At 44.1% G+C, this 25,929-nt stretch carries 23 protein-coding genes; 18 read left to right on the top strand and 5 right to left on the bottom strand.

What is annotated here, in order from left to right; genetic code table 11:
- Positions 1–502 precede the first annotated feature (502 nt).
- From ITG12_RS21545 to ribB, 8 genes are all read left to right on the top strand, one after another.
- Positions 503–1,936, top strand: coding sequence for an aldehyde dehydrogenase family protein (locus tag ITG12_RS21545; protein WP_038875368.1), 1,434 nt, complete (start codon positions 503–505; stop codon positions 1,934–1,936).
- Between the two features lie 125 nt (positions 1,937–2,061).
- Entirely contained in the window at positions 2,062–2,982 is a 921-nt protein-coding gene (locus ITG12_RS21540) for an IS5 family transposase (protein WP_248875053.1), read from the top strand.
- 38 nt (positions 2,983–3,020) lie between these two features.
- Complete coding sequence (locus ITG12_RS21535) at positions 3,021–3,932, top strand: acyl transferase (protein WP_248875070.1); 912 nt, start codon at positions 3,021–3,023, stop codon at positions 3,930–3,932.
- Positions 3,933–3,967: 35 nt separating this feature from the next.
- The gene (locus ITG12_RS21530; RefSeq protein ID WP_038873080.1) at positions 3,968–5,035 is read left to right on the top strand and encodes an alkanal monooxygenase; all 1,068 of its coding nucleotides are present in this window, start codon (positions 3,968–3,970) and stop codon (positions 5,033–5,035) included.
- Positions 5,036–5,061: 26 nt separating this feature from the next.
- The gene (locus tag ITG12_RS21525; RefSeq protein WP_038875363.1) at positions 5,062–6,036 is read left to right on the top strand and encodes an alkanal monooxygenase; all 975 of its coding nucleotides are present in this window, start codon (positions 5,062–5,064) and stop codon (positions 6,034–6,036) included.
- 85 nt (positions 6,037–6,121) lie between these two features.
- Positions 6,122–7,255 carry a long-chain-fatty-acid--CoA ligase gene (locus tag ITG12_RS21520; protein WP_038875360.1) on the top strand — a complete coding sequence of 378 codons (1,134 nt, stop codon included), beginning with the start codon at positions 6,122–6,124 and terminating at the stop codon, positions 7,253–7,255.
- A gap of 5 nt (positions 7,256–7,260) precedes the next feature.
- Entirely contained in the window at positions 7,261–7,962 is a 702-nt protein-coding gene (gene fre, locus ITG12_RS21515) for an NAD(P)H-flavin reductase (protein ID WP_038873089.1), read from the top strand.
- A gap of 22 nt (positions 7,963–7,984) precedes the next feature.
- Positions 7,985–8,677 carry a 3,4-dihydroxy-2-butanone-4-phosphate synthase gene (ribB, locus tag ITG12_RS21510; protein ID WP_038875358.1) on the top strand — a complete coding sequence of 231 codons (693 nt, stop codon included), beginning with the start codon at positions 7,985–7,987 and terminating at the stop codon, positions 8,675–8,677.
- Positions 8,678–8,813: 136 nt separating this feature from the next.
- On the opposite strand, the gene moeB is transcribed toward ribB, so the two are convergent.
- Positions 8,814–9,563, bottom strand: a complete 750-nt coding sequence (gene moeB, locus ITG12_RS21505) for a molybdopterin-synthase adenylyltransferase MoeB (protein ID WP_038875355.1) — start codon at positions 9,561–9,563, stop codon at positions 8,814–8,816.
- 9 nt (positions 9,564–9,572) lie between these two features.
- Positions 9,573–10,808, bottom strand: a complete 1,236-nt coding sequence (moeA, locus tag ITG12_RS21500) for a molybdopterin molybdotransferase MoeA (protein WP_038875352.1) — start codon at positions 10,806–10,808, stop codon at positions 9,573–9,575.
- A 286-nt stretch (positions 10,809–11,094) separates the two neighbouring features.
- Here moeA and folE point away from each other — a divergent pair, with 286 nt between their 5' ends.
- Both folE and ITG12_RS21490 read left to right on the top strand, forming a co-directional pair.
- A complete protein-coding gene (folE, locus tag ITG12_RS21495; RefSeq protein WP_005373478.1) occupies positions 11,095–11,748 on the top strand; it encodes a GTP cyclohydrolase I FolE in 654 nt (217 codons plus the stop codon).
- Positions 11,749–12,025: 277 nt separating this feature from the next.
- A complete protein-coding gene (locus ITG12_RS21490) occupies positions 12,026–13,267 on the top strand; it encodes an NRAMP family divalent metal transporter (protein WP_248875051.1) in 1,242 nt (413 codons plus the stop codon).
- 93 nt (positions 13,268–13,360) lie between these two features.
- On the opposite strand, the gene ITG12_RS21485 is transcribed toward ITG12_RS21490, so the two are convergent.
- Together ITG12_RS21485 and clcA are read right to left on the bottom strand one after the other, a co-directional pair.
- Entirely contained in the window at positions 13,361–14,308 is a 948-nt protein-coding gene (locus ITG12_RS21485) for a TDT family transporter (protein ID WP_038875345.1), read from the bottom strand.
- Positions 14,309–14,620: 312 nt separating this feature from the next.
- Complete coding sequence (gene clcA / locus ITG12_RS21480; RefSeq protein WP_038875343.1) at positions 14,621–16,027, bottom strand: H(+)/Cl(-) exchange transporter ClcA; 1,407 nt, start codon at positions 16,025–16,027, stop codon at positions 14,621–14,623.
- A 785-nt stretch (positions 16,028–16,812) separates the two neighbouring features.
- On the opposite strand from clcA, the gene ITG12_RS21475 reads away from it, so the two are divergent.
- Complete coding sequence (locus tag ITG12_RS21475; protein ID WP_146067534.1) at positions 16,813–17,253, top strand: hypothetical protein; 441 nt, start codon at positions 16,813–16,815, stop codon at positions 17,251–17,253.
- Here ITG12_RS21475 and ITG12_RS21470 read toward each other — a convergent pair.
- Positions 17,240–17,647, bottom strand: a complete 408-nt coding sequence (locus ITG12_RS21470) for a helix-turn-helix transcriptional regulator (RefSeq protein WP_038875337.1) — start codon at positions 17,645–17,647, stop codon at positions 17,240–17,242. The two genes, ITG12_RS21475 and ITG12_RS21470, sit on opposite strands and share 14 nt — an antisense overlap.
- Before the next feature lie 96 nt (positions 17,648–17,743).
- On the opposite strand from ITG12_RS21470, the gene ITG12_RS21465 reads away from it, so the two are divergent.
- The 7 genes from ITG12_RS21465 to ITG12_RS21435 all read left to right on the top strand — a co-directional run bounded on the left by ITG12_RS21465 (position 17,744) and on the right by ITG12_RS21435 (position 25,679).
- On the top strand, positions 17,744–18,652 hold the full coding sequence (locus tag ITG12_RS21465) for an aldo/keto reductase family oxidoreductase (RefSeq protein WP_045412166.1): 909 nt from the start codon (positions 17,744–17,746) through the stop codon (positions 18,650–18,652).
- 309 nt (positions 18,653–18,961) lie between these two features.
- A complete protein-coding gene (locus tag ITG12_RS21460; protein ID WP_038875330.1) occupies positions 18,962–19,966 on the top strand; it encodes a response regulator in 1,005 nt (334 codons plus the stop codon).
- Positions 19,966–20,406, top strand: coding sequence for a PAS domain-containing protein (locus ITG12_RS21455; protein WP_038875327.1), 441 nt, complete (start codon positions 19,966–19,968; stop codon positions 20,404–20,406). The genes ITG12_RS21460 and ITG12_RS21455 overlap by 1 nt, the downstream gene beginning before the upstream one ends.
- A gap of 90 nt (positions 20,407–20,496) precedes the next feature.
- Complete coding sequence (locus tag ITG12_RS21450) at positions 20,497–22,032, top strand: NAD(P)H-hydrate dehydratase (protein ID WP_104026468.1); 1,536 nt, start codon at positions 20,497–20,499, stop codon at positions 22,030–22,032.
- A 453-nt stretch (positions 22,033–22,485) separates the two neighbouring features.
- The gene (locus ITG12_RS21445) at positions 22,486–23,529 is read left to right on the top strand and encodes a GMP reductase (protein ID WP_038868098.1); all 1,044 of its coding nucleotides are present in this window, start codon (positions 22,486–22,488) and stop codon (positions 23,527–23,529) included.
- 336 nt (positions 23,530–23,865) lie between these two features.
- Positions 23,866–24,303 (top strand): BspA family leucine-rich repeat surface protein, encoded by a 438-nt coding sequence (locus tag ITG12_RS21440; RefSeq protein WP_038880842.1) that lies wholly within the window; start codon positions 23,866–23,868, stop codon positions 24,301–24,303.
- A gap of 26 nt (positions 24,304–24,329) precedes the next feature.
- Positions 24,330–25,679, top strand: coding sequence for a BspA family leucine-rich repeat surface protein (locus ITG12_RS21435; RefSeq protein ID WP_038880839.1), 1,350 nt, complete (start codon positions 24,330–24,332; stop codon positions 25,677–25,679).
- Positions 25,680–25,929: the final 250 nt, after the last annotated feature.

Genomic DNA, 25,929 nt, shown 5'->3' with positions numbered 1-25,929 from the left:
TAAAACCACTCTAGGGCAATCGTTAAATGTAGCGATGCTTAAGTTTAGGTTTTAATGCGGGGCGGGGTAATTTTGAACAAACTTACCACCTAAACCCCCTTTTTAATACATGGTCTTTGTGGTGTATATGGTGTGACTAATTTTATAGATTATGCATTGTTTTGCATATTTTCCATATGTGCTTTTGTTTAAGCGCCTGAGCTAACTTGGCTTAGATTGCCTTACAAGAAAAGGTTCTAATTAAAGTATGTTGTATTTATGCATAAGTTAATGGTTATCACTATCAAACATTTGATGAGTCTAACAATAGAAATAACTGAAATTTATAACCTATTTAAATGTTATGAATAACTATAATCAATATAAACTATAATGCCATCAGTTTATATAAAACCTAATTAGTTTGATTGATGTAATATTATTTGTATTTTGACATGAAATTTCTTTCAATCTCAAATTCTAAGAACTAATGTTTTTCCAAATTAGAAGGAGAGCTTTTGATATGGAAAAACACTTGCCATTGATTATAAATGGTCAAATAGTTTCTACTGAAGGAAAAGGTTATGAGATCACTTTTGAAGAAAAAAAAGTAAAGATAGATTCTCTGAACCATGAAATTTTGTCACAAATACTTCATTATGACTTTTTGAGTGATCTAAATGTAAATAATATTATCAATTTTCTTTATACAGTAGGTCAACGTTGGAAGAATGAAGAATATTCAAGAAGAAGGGCATATATTAGGACTCTAATTACTTATTTAGGTTACTCACCACAAATGGCGAAGTTAGAGGCAAATTGGATCGCGATGATTCTCTGCTCTAAAAGTGCCTTGTACGACATTATTAATACAGAACTTGGGTCTGCTCATATTCAGGATGAATGGTTGCCTCAAGGAGAGTGCTATGTAAAAGCCTTTCCGAAAGGACGAGTCATGCATTTGCTTGCGGGTAATGTCCCTCTCTCTGGTGTGACATCGATATTGCGCGGCATCTTGACCAAGAATCAATGTATCGTTCGAATGTCGGCTTCTGATCCGTTTACTGCCCATGCGCTAGCAATGAGCTTCATTGATGTGAACCCAGAACACCCGATTTCCAAGTCACTCTCCGTCGTCTATTGGCCCCATAAGGCAGATACGACAATTGCGGAAGAGCTAATTAGTCATATGGATGCAGTTGTTGCTTGGGGCGGGCAGGATGCAATTGATTGGGCCGTTAAGCATTCGCCTTCACACATTGATGTTTTGAAGTTTGGTCCTAAAAAAAGTTTTACCATTTTAGATGAGCCGACCAACTTAGATGAGGCCGCTTCCGGCGTCGCTCATGATATTTGCTTTTATGACCAAAATGCTTGCTTCTCTACTCAAAATATATATTTTTGTGGGAATAACTACGAAGCTTTTAAAGATAAGTTAGTAGAAAAACTATGTCTTTATGAAAATATACTCCCTAAGTCCAAGCAAAGCTTTGATGAAGAGGCTTTATTTTCCTTTACTCGGCTAGAGTGTCAATTCTCAGGTCTCAATGTTATATCAGAACCAGATAATAAGTGGATGATTATAGAATCAGAAGCTGGTGTTGAATATAACCATCCTTTAAGTCGTTGTGTTTATATTCACAAAATAAACAAGGTTGAAGATGTTGTTGATTATATCGCTAAGCATAAAACTCAAACAATTTCTTTTTACCCTTGGGATGCATCAATTAAATACCGAGATATATTTGCTCAAAAAGGTGTTGAGCGAATAGTTGAATCCGGAATGAACAATATATTTAGAGCAGGCGGCGCACATGATGCGATGCGACCACTACAACGTTTAGTTCGATTTGTGTCTCATGAAAGGCCATATAGTTTCACCACCAAGGATGTATCTGTAGAAATAGAGCAAACCCGATTTCTTGAAGAAGATAAGTTCTTGGTTTTCGTCCCTTAAATAAGGAAATTTATAATGAAAAACCAATGCAAGACTATTTCTCACGGGCTTTGTTGCGTAATTCGATGGAACTAAATCAAGAAGCTACGATCTGATCGGCTACACCAATCAAACGTCGTAGCCTCATGCCAAAGCCCCGTTACAAAACAACTAACTGGAAGCAGTACAATAAAGCCTTAATCAACCGTGGTTCTCTGACCTTTTGGGTTGATGAGGAAGCGATAGCCGAATGGAAGCAAAACAAACAAGGCAAGCGTGGTAGACCTCGCCGATTCAGTGACTTAGCCATTACTACCGCACTGATGGTGAAACGTGTTTTTTCTATGCCATTGAGAGCGCTGCAAGGTTTTCTAGACTCAGTATTTAGGCTGGCTAACATCCCGCTTGTTTGTCCGCACTACACCTGTATAAGCCGCCGAGCCAAGGAAGTTGAGGTTTCATTTAAAACCAAAACCAGAGGTGCAATACAACATCTGGCCATTGATGCCATTGGCCTCAAGGTTTATGGCGAAGGTGAATGGAAGGTCAAGAAGCATGGTACTGATGGGAAGCGCAGAGTCTGGCGTAAGCTACATATCGCAGTAGATACAAGCACCCACGAAATAGTCGCAGCAGAGTTGAGTTTATCTAACGTAACCGATGCCGAAGTGTTCCCCAACTTACTCAAGCAGACACGCCGTAAAATCATTGAGATATCAGGTGATGGCGCTTATGACACAAGGAATTGCCATGATGCTATACGGAGCAAGCGAGCGGTTCCGCTAATCCCGCCACGAGAAGGTGCTGCCTTCTGGGAGCGAGAACACCCTCGCAATTTAGCAGTAGGTTGTCAGAAGCTCTACGGCTCGAACAAGAAATGGAAAAAGCGGTATGGCTATCATAAGCGCTCGCTATCAGAGACAGCAATGTATCGGGTGAAACAGTTGTTAGGTGGAAGTTTAAGCCTGAGAAACTACAACGCTCAGGTTGGCGAGACTTACGCCATGATCAAAGCACTGAACAAACTTACAGGGCTTGGTATGCCTGAAACTCAGTATGTTGTATAAAAGTCGCTCAACTTTAGGAGGTTTGGTTTCTCGTCTGAATTACGCAACAAAGCCTTTCTCACGTGCTGAGCGTGAATTGTGGTCAGGAAATTCATGTCTGGGAAACACTACCGAATGAAAGTGTGCCCCAAAAAAATAATACCATTCTTATTGCTTCTGGGTTTGCCAGAAGAATGGATCATTTCGCAGGTCTCGCTGAATACTTGTCTGAAAATGGGTTCCATGTTTTCCGTTATGACTCACTTCACCATGTCGGTTTGAGTTCAGGTACCATCGATGAGTTTACGATGACCACCGGAAAAAACAGTTTATGCACGGTCTATCACTGGCTGCAACAAAAGGGCATGTCGAACATCGGCCTCATTGCGGCAAGTTTGTCAGCTCGTGTGGCGTATGAGGTCATTGCTGATCTTGAACTGTCTTTCCTCATTACTGCTGTTGGTGTCGTTAATCTGCGTGACACGCTGGAAAAAGCACTTGGGTTTGATTATCTCAGCTTACCTATCGATGAGCTGCCAAACGATCTTGATTTCGAAGGGCACAAACTTGGCTCTGAAGTGTTTGTTCGAGATTGTTTTGAACATCACTGGGATACATTGGAATCTACGCTTGCCAAGGTGGCCAATACGTCCGTTCCGTTAATTGCTTTTACTGCCAACAACGATGATTGGGTAGAGCAAGAGGAAGTGTACGGTATGCTCGGAAAGATCAGTAGTGGCAATTGCAAACTGTACTCCCTGCTTGGGAGCTCCCACGACTTAGGTGAGAACTTAGTCGTCCTCCGCAACTTTTATCAATCCGTGACGAAAGCCGCGATCGCGATGGATGGCGGTCGTTTAGAAATCGATGTTGATTTTGTCGAGCCTGACTTCGAGCAGCTCACCATCGCGACGGTCAATGAGCGCCGTCTAAAAGCAGAAATCGAAAGTCGCTCGCCAGAAATGGCTTAACGCTTACCCGTAACACCAATAAATAAGGAAACGTTATGAAATTTGGAAATTTCCTTCTCACTTACCAACCACCTGAGTTAGATCAGACAGAAGTGATGAAGCGATTGGTTAATCTTGGCAAAGCCTCTGAAGGTTGTGGTTTCGATACCGTTTGGCTACTAGAGCATCATTTTACCGAGTTCGGGTTATTAGGTAACCCATATGTGGCTGCCGCGCACTTACTTGGTGCGACTCAAAACCTTAATGTTGGTACCGCTGCGATTGTATTACCAACGGCACATCCTGTTCGACAAGCTGAAGACGTGAACTTGCTTGATCAAATGTCGAAAGGGCGATTCCGCTTTGGTATTTGTCGCGGGTTGTACGATAAAGACTTTCGTGTATTTGGTACTGACATGGATAACAGCCGTGCGTTGATGGATTGTTGGTATGACTTGATGAAGGAAGGTTTTAACGAAGGCTACATGGCGGCAGACAACGAGCATATCAAGTTTCCCAGAGTCCAACTGAATCCAGCAGCACATACTAAAGGCGGAGCTCCAGTTTATGTGGTAGCAGAGTCAGCATCGACAACGGAATGGGCAGCACAACGCGGTCTACCGATGATTTTAAGTTGGATCATCAACACGCATGAAAAGAAAGCCCAGCTCGATCTTTACAATGAAATCGCGGCGGAGCATGGCTACGATGTTACCCAAATTGACCACTGCCTGTCTTACATTACTTCGGTTGATCATGACTCAGAGAAAGCCAAAGACATTTGCCGAAACTTCCTTGGCCATTGGTATGACTCTTATGTGAATGCCACCACCATTTTTGACGACTCCAATCAGACCAAAGGGTACGACTTTAACAAAGGCCAATGGCGCGATTTTGTTTTGAAAGGTCATAAAGACACGAATCGTCGTATTGATTACAGCTACGAAATCAATCCAGTAGGCACACCTGAAGAATGCATCGCAATTATCCAGCAGGATATTGATGCTACGGGCATCAACAACATTTGCTGCGGCTTTGAAGCTAACGGTTCAGAAGAAGAAATCATCGCATCTATGAAGCTCTTTCAATCTGATGTGATGCCATACCTCAAAGAGAAACAGTAATAATTATTTTCGATAAGGAAAGGGACATGAAATTTGGATTATTCTTCCTCAATTTTTTGAACTCAAAACGCTCTTCAGACCAAGTCATTGAAGAGATGTTAGATACCGCTCATTACGCCGACCAACTTAGCTTTGATACTGTTGCTGTGTATGAAAATCATTTTTCGAACTATGGAGCCGTTGGGGCACCGTTGACGGTTGCGGGTTTTTTACTTGGTATGACTCAACATCTCAAAGTCGCTTCTTTGAATCATGTCATCACCACTCATCATCCTGTTCGCGTTGCCGAAGAGGCTTGCTTGCTTGATCAAATGAGTGAAGGGCGCTTTGTTTTTGGATTTAGTGATTGCGAAAAAAGTACTGATATGCGTTTCTTCAATCGTCCGACCGATGCGCAATTTAAGGTGTTTGAAGCATGTTATGAAATCATCAATGATGCTTTTTCAACGGGTTATTGCCACCCAGACAACGATTTTTTCAGTTTTCCAAAAATTTCTGTAAATCCGCATGCTTATACCGAAGGCGGTCCCGCTCAGTTTGTGAATGCCACAAGTAAAGAAGTGGTTGAATGGGCAGCGAAGCGAGGTCTCGCCCTTGTGTTTAAGTGGGATGACTCCAATGCACTACGCCAAGAATACGCGATGCTTTACAACGATATTGCAAACGAACACGGTGTAGATATTGCGAGCGTACGTCATAAGCTGACTCTTTTAGTCAACCAGAATCCTGATGGTGACAAAGCAAGAGCAGAAACGCATGAGTACTTAGCAGAGTATGTTCGCGAATCTTACCCAAATAGTGACTTCTCCACAAAAATGTCCGAATTGTTGTCTGAAAATGCAATTGGTACTTATGAAGAAAGTACACAAGCAGCACGTATCGCAATCGAATGCTGTGGTGCTTCTGATGTATTGATGTCATTTGAGTCAATCGCAGATAAGACGCAGCAAAGAGCGGTCATCGATGTTGTGAATGCCAATATAGTGAAATACCACGCTTAAGATCATACCAACGCATAAAGGGGCTACATTGACGCCCCTTTCTCCATCTCTATGCGCAATCGCGCTTATTTATATAGGCATTTATATGGACGTACTTTTAGCGGTCAAGCAGGAAAATATCGCGGCAAGCACAGAAATCGATGACTTGATTTTTATGGGTACACCGCAGCAGTGGTCTTTGCAGCAACAAAAGCAATTGACTTCTCGCCTCGTCACAGAGGCGTACCGACATCATTACCAGAATAACGAGGAATATCGCCATTTTTGTCAATCATTAGGCGTGACAAGCGATATCTCTGACCTTAATGATATTCCCGTTTTCCCAACTTCAATTTTTAAACTAAGAACGTTGCTTACGATTGATGACACTGACGTTGAAAATCGATTCACAAGCAGTGGTACCAGTGGAATAAAAAGTGTGGTTGCTAGAGACCGACTGAGCATAGAGCGCCTGCTTGGTTCGGTCAATTTCGGTATGAACTATGTCGGTGACTGGTTCGATCATCAAATGGAACTGGTCAACTTAGGCCCTGACCGTTTTAACGCCAATAATATTTGGTTTAAATACGTGATGAGCTTGGTGGAGCTGCTCTATCCGACGGCTTTTACGATGAGCGAAGATGAAATCGATTTCGAAGCCACGTTAGCAAATATGGCGCGGATTAAAGAAAAGGGTAAGACAATCTGTCTTATTGGTCCTCCTTATTTTATCTACTTGCTTTGCCACTTCATGCGTGAACAAGGGCAGGATTTCAATGGTGGCAGTGAGCTCTATATTATTACCGGTGGGGGCTGGAAGAAGCACCAAGACCAATCACTCGACCGAGAGGCCTTTAATCAGCTTCTGCTAGACACTTTTGGCTTAGATAGCGCGCAGCAGATCCGAGATACCTTCAACCAAGTGGAGCTAAATACCTGCTTTTTTGAAGACAACGAACATAAAAAGAGAGTGCCTCCTTGGGTGTTCGCTAGAGCGTTGAACCCTATTACGCTCAAACCCGTGCCTAATGGAGAGCCGGGCCTAATGAGTTATATGGATGCATCAGCGGTGAGCTACCCTTGTTTTTTGGTCACTGATGATATCGGAATTGTGAGAGAAGAGCAGGGTGACAGGCCTGGCACAACGGTTGAGATCGTCAGACGAGTTAATACGAGAGGGCTAAAGGGATGCGCACTTAGCCTGTCTCAAGCCATTACAGTGAAGGACGGGAAGGAATAAATGTCATGTTATGTACGATAGAAAAGATAGAACCACTGACTAGCTGTATCTTCCGTGTGGTTTTAAAACCAGACCAACCTTTTGATTTTAAAGCAGGCCAATACATTAACGTCAGCTTAAGCTTCGGCAGCCTACCGTTTTCTATCGCCTCTTGCCCGTCTGAAGGTGGGTTTCTGGAACTTCATATTGGAGGCTCAGAACTGCGCAATAAAAATATTCTCGTGATGGAAGAGCTGACTAATGCTTGGTTCAGCGGTAAAAAGTTAGAAGTGAGTGAAGCAAGAGGCGAAGCTTGGCTGCGAAGCCAAAGTGTAAAACCACTGTTACTTGTGGCTGGTGGGACGGGCATGTCATACACGCTGAGCATTTTAAGAAACAGTCTGCAGCGCGGGTTTACCCAACCGATCTATGTCTATTGGGGAGCAAAGGACATGGACAATCTCTACGTGCATGATGAGCTCGTTGATATTGCGCTAGAAAACAAAAATGTCAGCTATGTCCCTATTACTGAAGTTTCAAATTCACCTCAATATGCAAAGCATGGACAAGTGCTCGATTGCGTGATGAATGATTTTCGCAATCTATCTGAGTTCGATATCTACTTATGTGGTCCTGGGAAGATGGTGGAAGTCGCTCGAAATTGGTTTTGTAAGGAAAGAGGCGCGGAACTCGACCAACTTTACGCTGACGCATTCGCTTACTTATAACAAGTTTCAAGGAGAAGAAATCATGAGTTCTACATCACTTTTAGAAGAGTTTGGTAATCCGCTGCAAAGAGTCGAAAGGGCGATTGAGGCATTGAAAAATGGAAACGGTGTTTTGTTAATGGATGATGAGAACCGAGAAAACGAAGGTGACCTGATTTTTTCAGCGCAGCACCTTACTGATCAACAAATGGCGTTAATGATAAGAGAGTGCAGTGGTATTGTGTGTCTATGCTTAACTCAAGAACGAGCGAACTGGCTGGAATTGCCTCCTATGGTCGAAGATAACCGAAGTAAAAACCAAACAGCTTTTACGGTGTCTATTGAGGCGAAACAAGGTGTGACAACCGGTGTATCAGCAAAAGACCGTGTGACAACGGTAAAAACAGCGATCTACTTTGACGCTCAACCAGATGATCTTGCAAGGCCAGGGCACGTGTTTCCTTTGGTTGCCAAAACCAATGGTGTATTGACTCGTCGAGGCCATACTGAAGGGACGATTGACTTAATGTATCTTGCTAACCTTGTTCCATCCGGTGTGCTATGCGAACTGACCAACTCAGACGGCACTATGGCAAAGCTTCCTGAAACCATTGCTTTTGCAAAACGTCATGAGATGCCAGTTTTGACAATAGAAGACATTGTTGAATATCGGACTGGGATAGACCTACGAAATGAATATGAAAGCAGCCCAATGAATGAGGTGAGCTTAACGTAGTCAAATTTAATCCTTAACGCTCCTTTTGTTCAGTGCCTACGCTGACTTTTCCGCCCTTCCTCGGGCGGCTTTTTCGTTTTAGGGCGATAAAAATTAACCCGCAATGAGCGGGCTAATCAATGTTGTATTGAATGGTTTAGCTACATACAGGGCAGCTCGGCATTTTCATCAGATTCATTTCTCGCCAAGACATGCTGAGCGCGTCCAAAATCAGAATTTTGCCTTTCTTTGGTTGGCCGTAATCAGCAATCACTTTGAGCGCCTCCATCGCTTGTACTGCGCCAACAATACCAACAACAGGAGCCATGACTCCGGCTTCGACACAACTTAACGCACCGCTGCCGAAGAGGGCACTTAAGCACTGGTAACATGGTTGTGCTGGATCATCGTAAGTAAACACACTCACTTGGCCTTCCATACGAATGGCCGCGCCTGAAATTAGCGGTGTTTTGGTAGCAAAACATAGGCGATTAAGTTGATTACGCGTCTCGACGTTATCTGATGCATCGACAACAATAGTGTGCTGCTTAATCCGGCTCTTTAACGCTTTATCATCAAGACGTTTTGCAATGGTATCTACGATAATGTGCGGGTTAAGCTCACGTAGTGCATCGGCCGCTGAGTCTACCTTCTTACGACCAATATCCGAATCGTGGTGCAGAACTTGGCGCTGAAGGTTAGACAGCTCGACGATGTCATCATCAATCAGCGTGATTTTACCGACACCAGCAGTCGCCAAATATTGGCTTGATGCGCAACCTAAACCCCCAGCACCAAGCATCAGTACCGATGCTTGTTTGAGTGCTTCTTGTCCATCAAAGTCAAACTGACGAAGAATGATTTGGCGGTTGTAACGTAGCATTTCCTGATCGGAAAGAATATCCACAACGACTTCCTAGTAAAGGGTTGAGTTGAATAGTTGAATCTGAACCGTTTCGCCCACTTCAACTCGGCCGCGTTCACGTTCCAACACAACAAAACAGTTGGCTAGGCTCATTGAGCGGAATGCGCCAGAGCTTTGGTTGCCCGTTGTTTCAACCACAAACTTGCCATCTTCCAGCGTGTAGATACCGCGTTGGTAATCGGTGCGACCAGGCGCTTTCTTAAAGGCGGTTTTGGTTGTTGCCGGAATAGACTCGGGTGCTTTCCATTCTGTATGGCCTGCAAGTTTTGCCAGCATTGGTTGAACAAGCACATACATGGTGAGTACGGCAGAAACCGGGTTGCCCGGCAGACCACAGAACCAAGCTGTACTTAGCTTACCAAATGCGAAAGGTTTACCCGGCTTGATTGCTAGCTTCCAGAAACCAATTTCCCCAAGTTCTTCAAGAATGTCTTTGGTGTAATCCGCTTCGCCCACACTTACACCGCCTGAGGTCACGACCACATCTGCCAATGTTTGCGCTTGTTCAAAGGTCGCTTTTAGAGTCTCTGGGCAGTCTGGAATGATACCAAGATCAACGGCTTCACAACCGAAGTTCTCGATAAGCGGTTTAATACCGTAGCGGTTGCTGTCGTAGATTTGACCTTCGTCTAGCGGTTCGCCCAGTGGTTTAAGTTCATCACCAGTAGAGAAGAAAGCAACTTTTGGCTTACGTACTACTGTTATATGGCTAACACCAAGAGACGCAATCATCGGAATATCGCGAGGTGTTAAACGCGCACCTTTTGCCAATACGATGTCGCCTTGCTTGATGTCGTCACCTGTTGGGCGGATGTTGTTTTGTGGCTTCACGTCAGTTTGGTTGAACTGAATGCCTGCATCCGTTATTTCTGTGTTTTCTTGCATGATAACGGCATCACAACCCTGTGGGATTTTTGCGCCAGTCATGATGCGAACACAGGTACCTTGAGGCCATTCACCTTCAAAAGGTTGTCCTGCAAATGATTTACCTGCCAGAGGCAATACGGAAGACGACTCAAGATCTTGAATGCGAATAGCGTAGCCATCCATTGCTGAGTTATCGAATGGCGGTACGTGAATAGGTGACAAGATGTCTTCTGCCAGTACAAAACCGAGTGCTTCAGCAAGTGGAAGAGAAAGCGTTGTTTGGATAGGTTTGATTCGCGATAGCATTTTGTCCATCGCGTCTTCAATTGGCATCAAGCCAGGTGCGTCGCAGCAGCCCATTGAGAAAATCCTGTGTTCTTTTGTTTTGTGGCAACTTTACCATAAAAAGGGGACTGAGTAAGAATGTCCACCTATAAAATATGGGTGTAATTATTCAAAAATCCGAGTATCCTTGTCAGCCATCCAAAAGGGGTAAAATCCTTGTGGAGGTCAATAAAATCAGCTCAGTAACTTCATTTGATGTGCCTTAGTGTAAAGACACGAACTGAGCAGCTCAAAGCGAAAAATATGAATGCAATTTTGATTGGGTTTGTATGAAAGCGGAAGTAACAAAAGAGGAAGTGGAATGTCAGGTCTTAGCGAGTCAGCGAAGTTAGTAAAAGAAGCGCTAGAGCAACGCGGTTTGGAAACGCCAATGCGTCCAAACAACGTAAGTCGTGAAGAGAAGAAAGAGAAGATCGAACACCACATGCGTGAGATCTTAGGTCTGCTTCAACTTGACCTTACCGACGATAGCCTAGAAGAAACCCCACACCGCATTGCTAAGATGTACGTTGACGAAATCTTCTCCGGTCTGGATTACTCCAACTTTCCTAAAATCACGGTGATTGAGAACAAGATGAACGTGAGCGAGATGGTTCGCGTGAAGGACATCACAGTGACCAGTACTTGTGAACACCACCTTGTGACCATTGATGGCAAGGCTGCAGTGGCTTACATTCCACGTGGCAAGATCATTGGCCTATCAAAGATCAACCGTATCGTTCGCTTCTTTGCGCAGCGTCCACAAGTACAAGAGCGTATGACACAGCAGATTCTTGTTGCACTTCAAACGTTGCTTGAGTCTGATGATGTGGCAGTGACGATTGACGCAACACACTACTGTGTGAAATCTCGCGGTGTGATGGATGCAACCAGCGAAACGACGACAACAGCATTGGGTGGCATCTTCAAAAGCAACCCAGCAACGCGTGCCGAGTTTCTGCACGGTTTACGCTAAGTAACTAAGCACTATTCTAAGAGGATGGCAAACGCCATCCTTTTTTGTATCTGTCTGAAATGAATAATGATTTGAGAATGAAAACGACAAAAATCATTTATCGATTTCTGTGTTGACAGTCACATGCGATAGACTTAATATCCGCGCCCAGCAAACGGTTGCGAAGGCTTCACTTCTCTTTTCGTTCTGCCCAATTTGATTCTTCAAGCTCAGCTGATCTCGGTCAGTTGTCTTTCTGTTTTCTAATAATAGAAAGGCAACAAAATTGAGATTTGGCATGACCACACAAACCACCATCAACTCGACTGCTCCAGCTTCTATTCAAGCATCGGAGAACAGTTGGCAAAAGAAAGCAATTCTTAGTGTCGCGTTTTTAATGGCGACCACGTCTGTTGGACCTGGCTTTTTAACCCAAACAGCGGTCTTCACCAATATCTACAAAATCGACATGGCATTCCCTGTGTTTGCATCCATGTTTATCACTTTTGGTATTGTGATGAACCTGTGGCGTATCGTAGGTGTGTCTGGTATGCGCATTCAAGATATTGCCAACAAAGTCGCACCGGGGATGGGCTACGTGGTGGGTATTCTGCTGGCACTTGGTGCGGTTGCATTTAACTTCGGTAACGTAAGTGGTTCTGCGCTCGGTATTAATGTACTAACGGGTGTAGATACGACTTGGGGCGCTCTCTTTACAGGTGTAGTAGGTTGTTTGCTGTTTGTGGTGCACAACGCGTCTAAACGCATGGATCAAATGGCACGCTATCTCGGCTTGTTTATGATCATTTTAATTGCGTATGTTGCGATGACCAGTTTGCCTCCAAGGGGGGAGACCTTGAGCGCAGCAGTAATGCCTACTGATATTGGCAGCCTGCTATTACCGACGCTGACTATCGTTGGTGGCGCAGTAGGTGGCTATTACACAGGCGCACAGCGATTGGTTGATATCGGCTTACAAGGTAAAGAGAACGTCCCCGCTATTAAAACAGCAGCTTGGGCAGGTATTTCCATTGCTGTGGTGATTCGCATCCTGTTGTTTATGGCAGTGTTCGGTGTGATTGCAACAGGCGCGACTTTGGATTCTGCAAACCCAGCCGCAGACGCGTTCCGTCAAGGTGCAGGTGAGGTAGGTTATTTTATCTTTGGTTTGGTGCTGTTTGTTGCTTCGATTACCTCGGTTGTGGGTAACTCCTACATGGCGATTTCCCTTATCAAAACGCTGTTCCCAGTTGTGGCTCGCAACGAGAAAGCATGGTGTGTTGGTTTTATTATTATCACATCGCTTGGCACTGTGACGATGAACATGCCGATTCTGCTGCTAATGCTGGCTGGCCTTGTTAACAGTATTATTCTGCCAATCGTATTGGGTATGGTGCTGGTGGCGACACGTAGAAAAGACATCGTAGGTGACTACAAACACCCAGCCTATTTAACGCTGACGGGCGTTGCAATTGTCGTGGTTATGGCGGCATCAAGCATGACCAATATCAGCAACTTTATGGCCAAGTTTATCGGCTAACTCAATGCATCGGCCAATGTGAATTGAGTAATGTTTATCGAGCATGAGCTTGCAAAGAACAAAAGAAAACGACCTCGCAATGAGGTCGTTTTTTTATGTCTGTTTTGAGGGTGTTCTTACCAGTTCTGGCCAGTACATTTTTACATAACCAGCAGAAACCCAAACGACAAGTACCGTGGCAATGCTTAACTCTAGGAATCCAAAATCGTGCAGCCAATGCCAATGGGGGTGAGACTCTGCAAAAAAAGTGGTGAGGCGATGCATCGCAATAGCACTAATAACGGAAGGGAAGGTCACGGCCGCAATAGATGGCTGGAATTTAAGACGCAATAAACGGAAGTAACACAGATAAATCAGCAAGGTCATGGTGATCGCGATGCCTGCCAATGCGCCTGTGAGAATCGGGTCTGGCTCGCCAAAGTTGACCAAATACGCCGCTAAAGACAAGTTCACCGGAGCTGCCATGATCGCAAGGGTTGGACGTGCTCTACGGGGGAGAGAGCCAAAGAAAACGAGGCGATACAACACTAATGGCAGCATAAAGAAGTAAATGCCAATGCACATCATTGCCAAGGTTTCAGAAAAGACATTGTGACCAAACTGAGACCCAGCAAGTGAAGAACTGATCAACCCCACCGGATATAAGAACCAACTCGGGACGATATTCGACATTTTGAAGTTCATTATCTGAAAACCGAAGAACATTACCATCATGGTAAAATGCAACGCAACGGCCATGAACCACAGTGGGTAAGCAATAATCGGTTCGACGGCAGCGAGATAGTCGCACAGCATCAATAATGCCATGCTCATTGGCGCCATCAAACTGCCGCTAAGAGGATGCTTGATGTCTGCCATAAACAAACGTGGGCTGGTTGCGTATTTCAATAGAACCGGAGTGAGAAGAAGCGCGCCTAGTGCAGCGAGGAAAGGGCGTATAGGTTCACCTATATCTGGTACATAGAGCGCCCAAGCTTGGCCAAGTCCGATCATGCCCAGTGCTAATGCCGCTTGTGAGGGCGGAACACTGTAAAACTGCACAAGTCTTTTCCAGTTCAAATCTACTCCGAATTGATATTGTATGAATCCAGTGAATGGATGTTGCCCTAGGACTATCCGATATTTGGATGAATTGCTCTATTTCTGTTCGAAGATAGTATCAAGTTTCACGCATCGATACCCTTAAATGTGCTGGGTAAATATCAACGAATGGGAGTTTTGTGAGTTTGGTAGCGAAATGAGTTCGAGAGTTGCAAAAACGCAAAATTACTGACTCCAAATGAATCTTCTATATGAAAGATTATTTGGAGCCTTTATACCCAAGCACCTTGCCGTCAATTGGGGGATGTAACGTTAGCCCTGATTTTCAGGTAGGTCCTGTTGGCGTAACTTGTCATTTTTAAGCGTACGATGTAGTAACTGGCTGTAAATTGGTTGTCCGCCAAGTAATTGAGCCACAATTACGGCACCTAAACTTGTAATAATGAGAGGTAGGATCAAATAGTAGTTATTAGTCATCTCGATAACGAGCAAGATACCAGTGATTGGCGCACGTACAGTTGCTGCAAACAACGCACCCATACCAGCAATAGCAAACACCCCCGGCTCGATAGTGAGAGACGGCAACAACATATCTGCACTTGCCCCAAACGCATAGCCGAATAAAGTACCCAACGCCAACATCGGTGCGAAGATACCACCAGGCGCGCCAGAACCAAAACAAAGTAGGGTGGTGATGACACGGCCAACAAACAACATCACTAAAATAGAGATAGAGTAGTTGCCATTCGTGATATCAGGGATTAACCCAATACCGCCGCCGGTTAATTGAGGTACGTAAAGCAGTAATAAGCCAAATACGCCGCCGAGGATGGTCCCCGTGATTAAGTAGCGTTTACGGTCATTCTTGTGAAGTGCAACAAAGCTGTCTTGTGCAATGGTGATCAGTTTATTGAAGACCACTCCGAACACGCCAAAGAGCGAACCCAGTAATAAGAACAACCATAATGATTGCAGCTCTGGTGATTGATACTGCGGCATGGTAATCACCGCTTCTTGGCCATTAATCGCCCGGAAGACAATGTTCGCCATGATCGCAGAGATGATCACTGCGCGAATAGAAATTAATGAGTAGCGAAATTGAGGACGCATTTCCTCAACCACAAACATAATACCAGCCAACGGTGCGTTGAACGCTGCGGCCAAGCCGCCTGCCGCTCCGGATGCTAAAAGCGAGTGTCGAGTATCGTCATCCTTAATTCTGAAAATGTCAGTGACCATACGGCCAACCGCACCGCCCATCTGCACGGTAGGACCTTCGCGGCCTAATACCATACCTGAGCCTAAAGCACCCATGCCGCCAAAGAATTTTACGGGAATGACTCGCCACCAACGCACGGGGCGAATATTGTCCATCGCGCCTTCGATCTCAGGGATGCCTGAGCCGGAGGCTTCTGGGGCAAAGCGGTGTACAAGGTAGTAACCAATGAAGGCGAGCGTTGCACTGATCAAAATAGCGGCAAGCCAAAGCGGTAACACGCTGCCAATTTCACTTTTAAGCCACTCGGTACGAGTCTCTGATACAAAGTGAACGGCGATTTCAAAATAAGTACCAACAAGGCCGGCTAACGTGCCAACGACTGCAGCCATAACGAGAACGGAGAATGATGTTGGCGTTGACCCTCGAGAGACAAACTGGTTAATCGCATCTTTCGGTACGTGCGCTAACACAGATTTAACAATTCTCTCGCGTTTGGTCATTAACAGATTCTCCTGAAAATAAAGTTGGAAGGGACGAAAGAAATTATACGCTGACGAGAGTCTAGACCTAATCAATAAAGATGCAATTTAGCTTTCCACTATTGAGCGGTTCAAGTCTCCTTTGTCCAAATATTGATAAATATTGTGCTATTGATCCCATATATGACGACATTTTTTTATTGGGTCGCCTTGTTTTCTGAGCAAAATGAACCATGCTTTAAGTGTAAAGCAACATGACTGCTTCAGAAGGAGGGATGTGAGGTTTTACACACAATTTGGATGGATTCAAACCCTACAGAAATTCCTCGTTATTTGTTCGGGATGCATCAATAGACTTCCCGATTCGCATACTCACGATTGAGTCACGAGGCAGAGGCGCACGCAAAAGTGCGCCTTTTTAATGCCTGCGACTAAATTTCTGTATTGTCTAAAATACAGTATGGGGTGTTGATTAATGTGAAAGGTGTGATATCTTGTATTTTGTAATGGTTCTCAGCGTGAGGGATTACGCTATTCAGGCTTTATACAAGATTGATGCGGGCTAGAAGGTCCGCTTTTTTGTTGCCAAACTTCGACCTCTGACCTTGTCATTTTTCTTTCAAACCGTAATGATCTTCGAGTCTCAACCTCACTGAAGAACAGAAAACTCAATCATGTCGCGTCTTTCCTTATCTGCTGTCACTTGCTTTTCACTCATTGTTTTTTTCCACACTCATGTTTCATTTGCGAACGGCTTTTGGTGGCAGGCATTGTTGTCCGATAAGCCGTTGACAGAGGTAAGAGAAGTGATAAAGCAAGGTGGTGAATGGTATGAATGTGATGCCTTCAATCAAATGACGGTCATGTGTTTAGATGAGTTTTATTATTACAATATAGCGCTTTATGGTGAGCTAACCTTAAGAAATCAGAGCATGACTTTATCGTTTTTAGCGGCATATGACGCGCAAACGTTGAGTGATCTTATTCTGAATTTGAGAAAAGACGGTTTTGTGGTAAGTGCGCTTGGTATAGGGGACGAGCATTATGATGTACGTGAAGCACTGCAACAGCAATCGCCTGAATCGGTAGATAGGGACGTCGTATTGCTTATGAATCAATATCCTCAAGACGCACCTAGAACACTCGATTGGCTACGGGCTCAAGAATTTGAAGCATCGTTGCCAAAAGTTAAGGCTAATTTAACGAGTGATGGTGAGATGCTAGAGTTAACCATCACTCGCCTTTAGATTCATTATGTAGGGCAAGAAACGTCGCCATCGCGGATTCATCCAAAAATCCATCTGACTTTTTGTGTGCGCGTAGGTACTGATAACCCGCTACCAGCTTGCGGTGCTTGGCTTCTTCCTCTTCTGATATCGTTCCATTCATCACGTGCTGGAAGGCCAGTTTATAGGCCCCCATGTCCACGACTTCCGCTTGACGGTAAAAATAGCCGCAACCAGTGGCTAACCATTCCAATGAACAGTTGGCTCGCATGGCGATTTGATTCGCTTTGGCTAAGCTGGGTTCGCTGCCTTTGAGGTATTTGCGAATCAAAGCTTCAGAAACGTCCACGCGTCGCGCAAAACCACTGATGCTTTCTTCGCCAATTAATGTCGCGAGTCGTTGGGCAAAAGACATATTTCGTACTCCAGTTCGAATTGCGAAAGTTTACCCGTTGAGCGAGCGGTAAAACAAGACTAGGATGAAAGCAGATTAAGAAAAGGAGATAAACCCATGGTTGCAAAAGTAGTGACTGCACCAAACGGTCCAGAGTTTTCTGAACTGGTACAAGGTTATTGGCGTGCGGTAGATTGGGGCATGACAGCGCAAGAGCGTTTGTCGTTCCTAAAGCAACATATTGAGTTAGGCATTACCACCGTCGATCACGCTGATATCTACGGTAACTACGAATGTGAAGCGCTGTTTGGTGAAGCACTCGCACTGGACAAAAGCGTTCGTGAGCAAATTCAGATCGTGACGAAGTGCGACATCAATTTGTGTGGTGATAAAACGCCAGAACGTAAGATCAACCACTACGACACCAGCGCTGCACACATCTATCAATCCGTGAACAACTCGCTTGAGCGACTAAAAGTCGATGAGATTGATGTTCTTCTTATCCATCGTCCAGACGTGTTAATGGATGCTGACGAGGTAGCAGAAGCGTTCTCTGAGCTACATAAAGTGGGTAAAGTTAAGCACTTTGGTGTTTCTAACTTCACGCCTCGTCAATTCGAGCTTCTTCAATCTCGTTTAAGCAAACCTCTTGTGACTAACCAAGTGGAAATCAACCCTCTGAACTTTGAAGTGGCACACGATGGTACGCTAGATCTACTCCAAACGCATCGTGTTCGTCCAATGGCATGGTCATGTTTAGGTGGCGGTTCAATTTTCACTGGGGATACGGAGCAAGCGGTTCGTGTTCGTAACGAGCTAGAAGCTATCCGAGAAGAAGTGGGTGCAAACAGCATCGACGAAGTGATTTACGCTTGGGTACGTCGCTTGCCTTCTAAGCCGATGCCAATTATTGGTTCTGGTAAAATCGAGCGTGTGCATAGTGCAGTTAACGCGCTAAGCATTGAGCTAACTCGTGAGCAATGGTACCGAGTTTGGGTTGCATCAAAAGGTCACGGTGTGCCATAGAAAGCGATCAGTGAGCAAAAGACTGAGGCACTCCAAAGAGGGTGCCTTTTTTATTTCTGTTTATCTTAAATGGCAGCAACTTTATAAACGCAACCCCTTGCGTATCAAGCCTTGTAGAACTTTTAATCATTCCTGACTGATGTCACTAAATGTACAGGGAATCGAACTTTTTCTTAGTTCATTGGTTCACTCAACTATTCATATTGCGTATGCTTACCCAGTAAACAAAAAACGAAGACTCTTAGTCTGTGTAGCAGTAACAATCTGGTAGAATCCCGCGCAGATTGTTGAATATTTAAAGGTGGTAGCATGTCTTTTCCTGTACTCATCTGTGATGATTCTGCGTTAGCACGCAAACAGATGGCAAGATCACTGCCAGCAACATTGAATGCAGACGTGACATTTGCCATCCATGGTAAAAATGCGCTTGAAGAGTTAGCGCAAAAAGAATTTAAACTGATGTTTCTCGACCTCACCATGCCAGAGATGGACGGTTTTGAAACATTAGAAAACATGAAACGCTTGGGCATTCAAACGCCCGTCGTGGTTGTGTCTGGCGATATTCAGCCAAAAGCAAAAGAGCGCGTGTTTGCTCTCGGTGCGAAAGCATTTATTCAAAAGCCGATTGGTAAGGACGAGCTTAAAGCGACGTTAAAAGAGCTTGTCGAACCTGATCAACGCCCTCAGGTGATCACTCCTATCACGCTTGAGCTGCCGATTTTACGTCGCCGCGATATTTATATGGAAGTGGCGAACGTTTCTATTGGCCGGGCAGCGGATGCCCTAGCACGTCATTTCGATGTGTTTGTTCAACTTCCATTACCGAACGTAAACATCTTCGAAGTCAGCGAGCTTCACATGGCTTTACGTGATTTGGCATCACAAGACAACGTCTCTGGTGTGTGCCAAGGTTTTTGTGGTGAAGGGATCGCGGGTGAAGCTCTCGTACTCTTGAGTGACTCCAGTGTTTCTGATCTTAAGAAACTGATGAAGGTGCCAGCAGACAGTGAAGAGTTAGAAGAGCTCGAGCTGTTGATGGATATCTCCAACATTCTGGTTGGTTCTTTCTTGAATGGTTTAGGCGAGCAATCTGAAGTCCGATTTTTCCAAAGTCCTCCAGTTTTGCTCGGCCAGCATATCTCGATTGACTCTATTATCGAATCAACCACGGGCGCGTTCAGTCGTACCATGACCTTTGAAGTGAGCTACAACATCGAAGGCACTTCAATTCGTTGTGATCTTCTGTTTATGTTCGTGGATGAGTCATTACCGTTGCTGGATAACAAACTGTCGTACTTGATGGAGGACTTCTAATGCTGAATCTACCTGCAGAATTTGAACAATTCCATTGGATGGTCGACATGGTGCAGAATGTCGATATGGGCTTGGTCGTTATAGATAAAGAATATAACGTGCAAGTGTGGAACGGGTTTATGACTCATCACAGTGGTTTACAATCACATGAGGCGATTGGCCGCTCTATCTTCGATATTTTCCCTGAAATCCCACAAGAGTGGTTTAAGCTTAAGACGAAACCTGTCTACGATTTGGGTTGTCGCAGTTTTATTACTTGGCGTCAGCGTCCGTATTTGTTCCGATGTCGCAACGTTCGTCCTGTCACTCAACAGGCCGAGTTTATGTACCAAAACGTGACGCTAAATCCAATGCGTACCCCAACAGGGAAAATCAATTCGTTGTTCCTGTCGATTCAAGATGCGACCGCAGAAGCCTTGATGGTGAAAGACCAAAAGTAAGCTTGAAAAAATAAGCATGGTAAAAGCCGAGGTTCGCTTCGGCTTTTTTGTATACTTAAATCGTGTTCCCCCAATACGTAGAAGATCAAAATGGACTTTAATCTCGCTCTTAAACTCTACACTGCAGAACAAGTCAGAAAAGGAGAGGTCATCGCAGCTCAAATGGTGGGCGTCTCTATGTATAGCCTGATGCAACGCGCAGGTATGGCAGTATATGAACGATTTCTTCATTTGTACCCCAGAGCAAGAACAGTCTTGGTTGTTTGTGGTAAAGGCAACAACGGGGGCGATGGCTATGTCTTTGCTACATTGGCAAAACAAGCACAGCTCAAAGTACGAGTATTTCAATTCGATAATGTTACAGCCTTAAAAGGCGATGCCTTAAGAGCGTTTGAAGACTGGCAGACGGTTGATGGTGAAATCAGCAGTTGGGATGATTGGCACACCGCGTTATTGGAAGCCGATGTGATTATAGACGCCATGTTAGGAACGGGGTTAAATGGAGAAGTGAGACACGAATATCGTCGTTATATCGATCAGATAAACCAAATCCACTGTCCAGTCATCTCCATCGATATTCCTTCTGGTTTAAGTGCGGACACCGGTGCTGTGCTCGGAGATGCCATACAAGCGGATCATACGGTGACCTTTATTGGTGTGAAGCAAGGTTTATGCTCCGGGCAGGCAAGAGACTACGTCGGTGAGCTGCATTTTTCTGGCTTGGGTGTAAACGTTGAGTTTGAGTCGATTGAAGAAGAAAGTGCGTTGGGCATTGACCATCAAATCATCAAAAGGCTATTACCAAAAAGAAAAGCCACAGCCCACAAAGGGAATAATGGCAAGCTCTTATGTATAGGCGGCAATCAAGGGATGTCCGGTGCTATTCGTTTATGTGCCTCCGCCGCGGTAAGAATAGGGGCTGGGTTAACCGCCTCTGTCACACATCCAAGCTCATTGTTGCCACTGCAAGTTGGTGTGCCAGAAGTCATGAGTCAGGCTATTACTTTTGATGAGTTAAAAGAGGCAGATAACGAACTGATTAAACGGACACGTTGGGCGGATGTCTTGGCTTTCGGTCCTGGTTTCGGTGAGGATGAATGGGCGCATCAAGCCTATCAATACTTATCTCAGCAGCACAAACTGAAAGTCGTTGATGCAGACGGACTCAATATTCTCGCGATGCTGAATCAGCGTAACGACGTAGTGGTTTTACGAGATGAGCAACGCGTTATGACGCCACACCCCGGAGAGGCAGCACGTTTACTTAATGTCTCTACAAAGGGCATAGAGCAAGACCGTTTTGCCGCCGCAAGACAACTTCATGAACGTTATGGTGGTGTTGTTGTTCTTAAAGGGGCGGGTACGCTTATCTATGATGGTGTGAGAATGTACATTTGTCTTGCCGGAAATCCGGGAATGGCCAGTGGCGGTATGGGGGATGTGTTATCCGGTGTAATTGCCGCACTGCTTGCCAAAGGGTTACCTATTGCTGTTGCTGCACGTTTGGGAGTGATACTCCATAGTTACGCTGCGGACATTAATGTTCAACAAAAAGGCGAAATTGGGTTATTAGCAAGTGATGTTATTGAATCACTTCGATGCGCTATAAACGTCACAGAGAGCTAGTGCGTGCGTGATACACTCAAAAAAGTGGCAGAAAAGTGATGTGAAACGTGAAAAAAATCAGAAAATTATTCTTGTACGAACCGACTAATAAGTATCGTTTGGTGTAATTTTGACCGTTTATGAGAGGTTGAACGGTAAAATTCCCGTTGTTTAACGCAAAGGTTTGCGCAAAGGATTAAATGAAGGGTGGTTTTAACTGTTTGATATTGTTAACAAAGTTATGATTTTGGAGTGTGGTGGGGTGTTTTTGATATGCGATTTCCAAAATGGTATCACAAAAAAAATTCAAATATCAGACTTGTAGGAAATAAATCACGACCTATAATGCTGAAAACCGGAGCGTCTGCCAACGCTCCGGTTTTTTTGTGTCCGAAGAACAGTGAACTCGTCTGCCAACGACTTCACTACGCACTCTGAGATGACACATATACTTATGAATCAAGGAATTACACAATGCGTATCGAACAAGAACTTAAGTTAGGTTTCAAAGATGTACTGTTTCGCCCGAAACGTTCAACCCTTAAGAGCCGTTCTCAAGTAAATTTAACCCGCGATTTTACATTCAAGCACAGTGGCCGTCAATGGTCTGGTGTACCTGTAATTGCGGCGAACATGGATTCGGTTGGTAGCTTCGCAATGGCGAAAGCGCTAGCAGAGCATGGTGTAATGACTGCTGTTCACAAACACTACACAGTAGAAGACTGGGCTGAGTTTGCGAAAACAGCAGATAAAGCAACACTAAACAACGTTATGGTTTCTACGGGTACGTCTGAAGCTGACTTCCAAAAAACCAAAGACATCATGGCGATCTCTGATGAGTTTATCTTCATCTGTATCGATATCGCGAACGGTTACTCGGAGCACCTAGTCGAGTACGTACAACGTGTACGTGCTGCATTCCCAGACAAAGTTATCTCTGCAGGTAACGTAGTGACTGGCGACATGTGTGAAGAGCTAATCCTAGCGGGCGCAGACATCGTTAAAGTGGGTATCGGCCCAGGTTCAGTATGTACTACTCGTGTTAAAACAGGTGTTGGTTACCCTCAACTTTCTGCAATCATCGAATGTGGTGACGCTGCACACGGCCTTGGTGGCATGATCATCGGTGACGGTGGTTGTTCATGTGCGGGTGACGTTGCAAAAGCATTCGGCGGCGGCGCTGACTTCGTCATGCTAGGCGGTATGCTAGCAGGTCACGAAGAGTCAGGCGGCGAGGTGATCGAGCAAGACGGCAAGCAGTTCATGAAATTCTATGGAATGTCGTCGAAGAGCGCGATGGACAAACACTCTGGTGGTGTTGCAGGCTACCGAGCAGCTGAAGGTAAAACCGTACTTCTACCATTCCGTGGCAGCGTTCACGGTACTATCCAAGACATCCTTGGCGGTGTTCGCTCAACATGTACTTACGTAGGTGCAGCTAAGCTTAAAGAGTTAACCAAGCGTACTACGTTCATCCGCGTACAAGAGCAAGAAAACAACGTATTCGGTAAAGAATAAGTTTTTGCTTAAATAGAAATAGATAGATTAAGAGCCGCAGTTTGCGGCTCTTTTTTTTGCTCTAGAAAACGAAATACCTAATACGTGTACTGATACGGTGAATAGTCGTTAATTAAGTAAAGGTTGGAAAATGCACTGATGATATTCAGCACAATTATCGGAATATCTCACAAAGCGCTCTCTTTATAATGAATTATGTTATTACTGTGAGGTATTTATTGGGCTAGGGAATGCATTTTTACTGATTTAGTCAATTTAAAGCCTCTATTAGTGAAACTGACAAAAGTGCTTTTTATATGATCGAGATTCATTTTATAAGACACGGATATCTTAATCATGAAGTTACGTTCGATTATTTCCGCCTGCGCGCTACTAAGTTGTAGCCAAACCTTTGCCAGTGAACCAGAAACGGTGACTTGCGAATCAAACAAACCAGGAACCGTGATGGTTCAAGAAGACGAATTGTTTGTGGTCGTAAATGACACGCTAATCCGCAATTCAGACTACTGGCAAAACTTTCTGGATGGCAACATCCTACTCTGCACCAGCCATGTGACGGACATGAGCGACCTGTTCGCTAAAGACCAATACTTCAATCAAGACATCAGCCGCTGGGATACTTCCCATGTTACCAACATGGATCGCATGTTCTCCGGCGCCAAGCGCTTTGACCAAGACTTAACCTACTGGAACGTCAAGCGCGTCTCTCGTCATAACGACTTCGCTAAAGGCAGTGGCCTGTCTGAAGATAACCTTCCAACCTTTACGCAATAACGTCTATTCAACCCTAGGAAAATACAATGAAAAGAACCATTACTTCTCTTCTAGTAGGCGCAGCTGCGCTTGCCAGCCAAACTGCATTTGCTGCAGATATCTCAGTAAAATGCCCAGACCAAGCCGTTAACTCCGTGATGATTGAAAACGGACAAGTCTATGTAGTTGTGGACAATGCTCTAATCAAAGACAAGACGATGCTAGATACACTAGAGCAAGGGAAAATTCGATTTTGTACCACGCAAGTGACTGACATGAATAAAGTATTTTATCTGCGAAAATCGTTTAATGCAGACATCAGTGATTGGGATACATCGAATGTAACTAATATGAGAGACATGTTTTTCCTTGCAAATATATTTAATCAAGACATAGGACATTGGAATACATCAAAAGTGACGGATATGAACGGTATGTTCGCTGGCCAAAAGAGTTACAATATATTTAACCAAGATATTAGTAACTGGGATACTTCGAATGTAACGGATATGGCTTACATGTTCTATTTTACAGACGCATTTAACCAAGATATAGGTAATTGGGATACATCGAATGTGACGGATATGACACACATGTTCTATCATGCAGATGCATTTAACCAAGATATAGGTGGTTGGGATGTATCCAAGGTGAGAAATATGAGAGATATGTTCTCATATTCAAAGGTATTTAACCAGGATATAGGTAGTTGGGATACATCAAATGTGACGAATATGATGGAGATGTTTAATTCTGCAAAAGCATTTGATCAAGATATAAGTCATTGGAATGTATCTAATGTGACGAGTATGTCGGGCATGTTTTCCAGTGCAATAGTATTCAATCAAAATATAAGCCGTTGGGATGTATCTAATGTCATGAATATGAATCAGATGTTTGCCGGTACAAAATTGTTTAACCAAGATATAAGTCGTTGGGATACATCTACTGTGACGAATATGGGTGGGATGTTTAATGGCGCAGAAGTATTTAACCAAGATATAAGTCGTTGGGACACATCTAATGTGACACAGATGGGACTCATGTTCCATAGCGCAGAATTATTTAACCAAAATATAGGTTATTGGGATACATCTAATGTTGTATATATGAATAAAATGTTTAAAGAGGCAGCTGCGTTTAATCAAGATATAAGTTATTGGAATACATCGAATGTAACGGATATGACCGAGATGTTTTCAGGCGCTTATTCGTTTAATCAAGATATTAGCTATTGGGATACGTCGAACGTAATAACTATGTGGCGGATGTTTTATGCTGCCGTTAAAATGAGCCGTGATTTAACCAGCTGGAATGTAAGCAATGTAACTGAGCATACTGACTTTGCGAAAGCCAGTGGTCTGACTGAAGAACAACTGCCGTATTTTGTAGACTAGTTTTCTCATCGGTTTAGCTAAACAAAGGCCAGTGTTGATTGATTCAACGCTGGCTTTTTTGTTTAGAAGTGACGCTAGCGAGAGGATACCGGTTAGTTCAACCCAGAGCACATAAAGTCGAATAAAAAACGGCGGAAGGCTATAGCTAGCAAAAATTGTCATGCTTTAAACTATCTCTCCAAGTAATTAAGTCATACCTTACTTACGGATATCTGTGACTATTTCTATAAATGTATCTTTTTAATTGTTG

Source organism: Vibrio sp. ED002, assembly GCF_023277445.1.
GTDB lineage: Bacteria > Pseudomonadota > Gammaproteobacteria > Enterobacterales > Vibrionaceae > Vibrio > Vibrio jasicida.
Note: the sequence above shows the minus strand (reverse complement) of the source record. Positions and strands in the feature narration are given on the sequence as shown.